Raw genomic sequence first — 4602 nt, forward strand, 5'->3', positions numbered from 1 at the left:
CTCGATCCGGTCGGCCAGGACCCGGTAACGGCAACCCTGAAGAGAATTCACACCCCGGATCGTGATCGTGTCCCCACCAGCGCCCTCGATGACGGCCCCCATGCCGTTCAGGCAAGCGGCCAGGTCGGTCACCTCGGGCTCCCGGGCGGCGTTCTCGATCACCGTGACACCGTCGGCCAGACAACCGGCCATCATCAGGTTTTCGGTGCCGGTGACGGAGATGTTGTCCATCACGATCCGTGCCCCGCGCAGACGCTTGCACTTCGCCAGGATGTATCCGCCCTCCACCCGAATGTCCGCACCCATCGACTCGAGGCCGTGGATATGCAGATCAACGGGTCTGGAACCGATCGCGCATCCGCCCGGCAGGGAGACGACGGCCCGCCCGAACCGGGCCAGCAGGGGGCCGAGCACCAGGATGGAGGCGCGCATCGTCTTGACCATCTCGTACGGCGCCTTGAACTCGGTAATGGTCCCCGGATCCACCTCGATGTTCATCCGTTCGTCCACCATCAGCGACACCCCCATGCGGCCGAGCAATTCCATGGTGGTCGTGACATCCTGAAGGTGCGGGACGTTGCTGATGATCGAGGGGCTGTCCGCAAGCAGGGTGGCCGCCAGCATGGGGAGCACGGCGTTCTTCGCCCCCGATATCCGGACCTCGCCGTGCAGCATCACGCCGCCCCTGATCAGCAGTTTCTCCATGATGCTCCGTTCGGTGACCGCTTCGATCCGTTTCGGCGCGGTTGCGCGCGTAACCTCAGGGCTTCGCCCCGTCAACGCCCTCCCGACGGTCTTCGGCCAGCATGAGCACCAGGCGTTCGAGACGATTCGCGCTGGCGAGCGCCAGCAGTTGCGCAGGCGCATTCCGGTATCGAATGGACAAGCTTCGCCGTTTCGCCAGCCTGAGCCACGCGACCAGCAACGCCAGCCCCGCGCTATCGACGCGATCCACGGCCTTCAGGTCCATGCTCACGTCCGGTCCGCGGCAATTCGCCAACTCCCGCTCCGAGACCTGCCACAGGTCCGGCACGGTCGCGGCATCCAATGCCCCGGAGAGGGCGAGCGACCCTCCCCGGCAGGTCAACCCCGTCGGTTCCCGGTTCAAGACCCGCCTTTCCTCGCAGGGTCCGATTTCTCCCGGTTGGTGGTCGCCAGGTCCTCGATCACGGCATCCAGACCTTTCGCGTCGATCTCCGCACCGAACTTCTGGCGAAAAAGCTGGACCAGGTCGAATCCCCCGATCACGACGTTGTACGCCTTCCATTCCCCGTTGACGAGCCGAAACCAGTAATTGACCGTCAGGGGCGCCTCTCCGGGGATGGTGATGATGACCTGTACGATCTGCACTTTCGGCGAACGCGATGAGGGCTGACGCGGCGCCAGCTGTACCTCGGTCCCCGCATAATCCAGCAGGTACTTCGTATAGGTCCGGATCAGCATGCCGCGAAACTCCTCGGTGAACTGCACGCGTTGAGCTGGCGTGGCACTGCGCCAATGGGACCCGAGCGACAGTTTGGCGAAGCCGTCGAAATCGAGCACCGGAAGTACGGCATCGTAGATCAGGGAATACAGCCGCGCCATATTGGGTTTCGGCGCACTCGTCTCCTCCTGGATAACCTTCAGCACCAGCTCGGAGGTTTCCATGACCAGCCTCGTCGGCGATCCCGGCACCGGGTCCGCCGATGAGCCCCCTGCACTCAGCAAGAGAAATGTGGCGACGAACGCCCGTATGGAGTAGATCCGGGAAATGCAGTGGTTCATTTGGTGGCCGAATTCAGTACGAATTTTCCAATCAACTGCTCTAGTATCACGGCGGACTGGGCGAACTGGAGGACGTCGCCGTCCTTCAGCACCGCGGCCTCCGCCCCGGGTTCCAGCGAGATATACTGCTCTCCCAGCAATCCCGAGGTGTAGATGCTGGCGCCGGTGTCGACGGGGAGGTAATCCTGGTCCGCGTCGATCGACAGGGACACGACCGCGTTGAACGCCTCGGGATCGTAGCGGATCGCCGACACGCGACCGACCCGAACCCCGCCAATGGTGACCGGCGAGCGCACCTTGAGCCCGCCGATATTGTCGAACCTCGCCGTCAGCGTATAGCTCTCGCCCGGCGAGAAGGTCGACAGATTACTGACCTGCATCGCGAGCACCAGCAGCGCCGCGAACCCCGCCGCCACGAAGACGCCAACCAGTACCTCGAGTTTTCGATTCGTCATCTGCCTTTGTCCTGCCATGGCGCATTATTCCGCCCCGGATCGGAGGGCGCAATCGTGAAGCGCAACCCGCCGCCTGGGACACCCACCGCCCGAAAGTGTCGTAAAGGCACTCGTAGCCTGGATGGAGCGGCAGCGCAATCCGCAGATTCCATTCGCCGTCGTCACGCCCGTACTCAGAAATTCCCGAACATCAGGGCGGTCAGGATGAAGTCCAGACCCAGCACCGCCAGGGCGGAGTTGACCACGGTGCGGGTCGTGGCCCGCCCGACACCTTCGGACGTCGGGATGGCGTCATACCCCTCGAAAACCGCGATCCAGGACACGACGAACCCGAATACCAGGCTCTTGATCACACCGTTCATCACGTCTTGTTCAATGTCGACCTGGGCCTGCATCTGCGACCAGAAGGCCCCGGCGTCCACACCCAGCAGGCCTACGCCGACGAAATACCCGCCGCTGACGCCCACGGCGCTGAAGATCGCCGTGAGCAGTGGCACGGACACGAAGCCGGCGACGAAACGCGGGGCCACGACACGCTTTACCGGATCCACGGCCATCATCTCCAGTCCCGCCAGCTGCTCGGTTGCCTTCATCAGTCCGATCTCCGCGGTCAGGGCCGATCCCGCGCGCCCGGCGAACAGCAGCGCAGTGACGACCGGCCCGAGCTCCCTGACCAGGGTGAGCGCGACCGCCACGCCGAGCGACTCCGCGGCGCCGAAACGCGCCAGCGTCACATAACCCTGCAGCCCCAGCACCATGCCGACGAATAGACCGGACACCACAATGATCACCAGGGACAGCACGCCGACCGAGTACAGCTCGCGCACCACCAGACCCGGCCGTAGCGCGAGCCCCGGAACACTGCCCAGCGTAGGGAGAAGAAACAGGTTGCCGCGGCCCAGCCTCTCGAATTTCCCCAGGGCCCACTGTCCCAGCGACTGGAACAGACCCGTCACCGGTCCGGCTCCGGCCAGAGCCCGCCCCAGTCATCGGGGGCCGGATAGTGAAACGGAACCGGCCCGTCCGGGAGGCCGCGGAGAAACTGGCGTACCCACTTCGAGCGGCTGTTCCCCAGCGCCTGCGGCGTCCCCGACTCGATCACCTGCCCCTCGGCGACGACATACACGATATCGCAGATCTCCATCGTCTCGACGACGTCGTGGGAAACCACGATGCTGGTGATCCCGAGCGTCGCATTCAGGTCCCGGATCAGCTTGACGATGGTCGCCTTGGTGATGGGATCGAGCCCGGTAAACGGCTCGTCATACATGATCATCATGGGATCCAGCGCGATCGCCCTCGCCAGGGCGACGCGGCGCGCCATACCCCCTGACAGCTCGGCCGGCATCAGGTCACGCGCGCCGCGCAACCCCACGGCTTCGAGCTTAATCAGGACCAGTTCCCGCAACACCGGCTCGGGTAGACGCGTGTGTTCGCGCAGCGGATAGGCAACGTTCTCGAAGACACTCAAGTCCGTCAGCAGGGCACCGCTCTGGAATAGCATGCCCATCCGCTTGCGCAGCGTGTAGAGGTCGCGACGACCCAATTTGTGAACCACCTGTCCGTCCACGCGGACCGTGCCTCGATCGGGCTTCAATCGACCCCCGATCAGGTTGAGGAGCGTGGTCTTGCCGGTGCCGCTGGGTCCCATCAGGCCGGTTACCTTGCCCCGTGGGATATCCAGATCGAGGCCCGCGAAGATACGCCCTGCTCCGCGACTGAATGTAAGGTCCCGGATCGTGACGAGAGTATCGTCCGCGCCGCGGGAAGGGTCGATATCCATTCCAGGGTGAGATAACGTTGCGGTTGAGGGGTGCTTCGATTCCCGGCACTGCGCTTCGCGCGCCCGTTGGTCGATCTTGACGGGGTTCGCGCAGGAACCGCCGAGTCTCGGCGACAGCATCCGTCCCTGTCAAGCGCGGGCAAGTACAGGCGCTAGTATCCCAACAGGCGAGCAATCGTTCTGGCGGTCTCCAGGGTCTCGTAGGGCGCGTCGAGAAACAGTGCCCGTTGCGGTCCGGATGACGCTGCCATGAACGACTCCAGTAACCGGCGTAGCGGCATGGCCTGCGGTAGCGCATCGAACCGCGCCAGACCGACCGGACCCGCCACGTGTGCGATCCCCGGGCGCCACAGCGGCGGCAATCCGGATTCCCCGGCCCGGTCTGAAACCAGTGCCCTGCCGGGATAACGATCGCGAAGCACTGCGGCAAGATCGGCCACGTGCGGCATCGCATGCAGAACGAGGCCACGAAGCGACGCTCCGAGCGCGTCAAGCCCGGTCAGGATCCGCTGAGCTTCAAGGTCTTTGACCAAAAACGGTTCCAGCTCGACAAAAAATCCGAACCGCTCGGACACTTCGCCACACCAGGTCTGCATACCG

At 64.2% G+C, this 4602-nt stretch carries 7 protein-coding genes; all 7 read right to left on the bottom strand.

Annotation, left to right across the window (positions count from 1 at the left end):
- The coding region (locus LJE91_00800) for a UDP-N-acetylglucosamine 1-carboxyvinyltransferase (GenBank protein ID MCG6867300.1) at positions 1–705 on the bottom strand (705 nt) is incomplete at its 3' end.
- 55 nt (positions 706–760) lie between these two features.
- Positions 761–1108 carry an STAS domain-containing protein gene (locus LJE91_00805; protein ID MCG6867301.1) on the bottom strand — a complete coding sequence of 116 codons (348 nt, stop codon included), beginning with the start codon at positions 1106–1108 and terminating at the stop codon, positions 761–763.
- Positions 1105–1764, bottom strand: coding sequence for an ABC transporter substrate-binding protein (locus LJE91_00810; protein MCG6867302.1), 660 nt, complete (start codon positions 1762–1764; stop codon positions 1105–1107). Before LJE91_00810 ends, LJE91_00805 begins: the two co-directional genes overlap by 4 nt.
- Positions 1761–2219 carry an outer membrane lipid asymmetry maintenance protein MlaD gene (gene mlaD, locus LJE91_00815; protein ID MCG6867303.1) on the bottom strand — a complete coding sequence of 153 codons (459 nt, stop codon included), beginning with the start codon at positions 2217–2219 and terminating at the stop codon, positions 1761–1763. The genes LJE91_00810 and mlaD overlap by 4 nt, the downstream gene beginning before the upstream one ends.
- Positions 2220–2392: 173 nt before the next feature.
- Positions 2393–3175, bottom strand: coding sequence for a lipid asymmetry maintenance ABC transporter permease subunit MlaE (mlaE, locus tag LJE91_00820; GenBank protein ID MCG6867304.1), 783 nt, complete (start codon positions 3173–3175; stop codon positions 2393–2395).
- A complete protein-coding gene (locus LJE91_00825) occupies positions 3172–4002 on the bottom strand; it encodes an ATP-binding cassette domain-containing protein (protein ID MCG6867305.1) in 831 nt (276 codons plus the stop codon). The genes mlaE and LJE91_00825 overlap by 4 nt, the downstream gene beginning before the upstream one ends.
- A 152-nt stretch (positions 4003–4154) precedes the next feature.
- The coding region (locus tag LJE91_00830) for a hypothetical protein (protein MCG6867306.1) at positions 4155–4602 on the bottom strand (448 nt) is incomplete at its 5' end.

The sequence above is a fragment of the Gammaproteobacteria bacterium genome (assembly GCA_022340215.1).
In the GTDB taxonomy this organism is placed as follows: Bacteria; Pseudomonadota; Gammaproteobacteria; order JAJDOJ01; family JAJDOJ01; genus JAJDOJ01.

Excerpts from the sequence above, each read along its gene's own strand:
- LJE91_00825 (MCG6867305.1), bottom strand. The coding sequence starts at position 4,002 with ATGGATATCGACCCTTCCCGCGGCGCGGACGATACTCTCGTCACGATC.
- LJE91_00810 (MCG6867302.1), bottom strand. The coding sequence starts at position 1,764 with ATGAACCACTGCATTTCCCGGATCTACTCCATACGGGCGTTCGTCGCC.
- mlaD (MCG6867303.1), bottom strand. The coding sequence starts at position 2,219 with ATGACGAATCGAAAACTCGAGGTACTGGTTGGCGTCTTCGTGGCGGCG.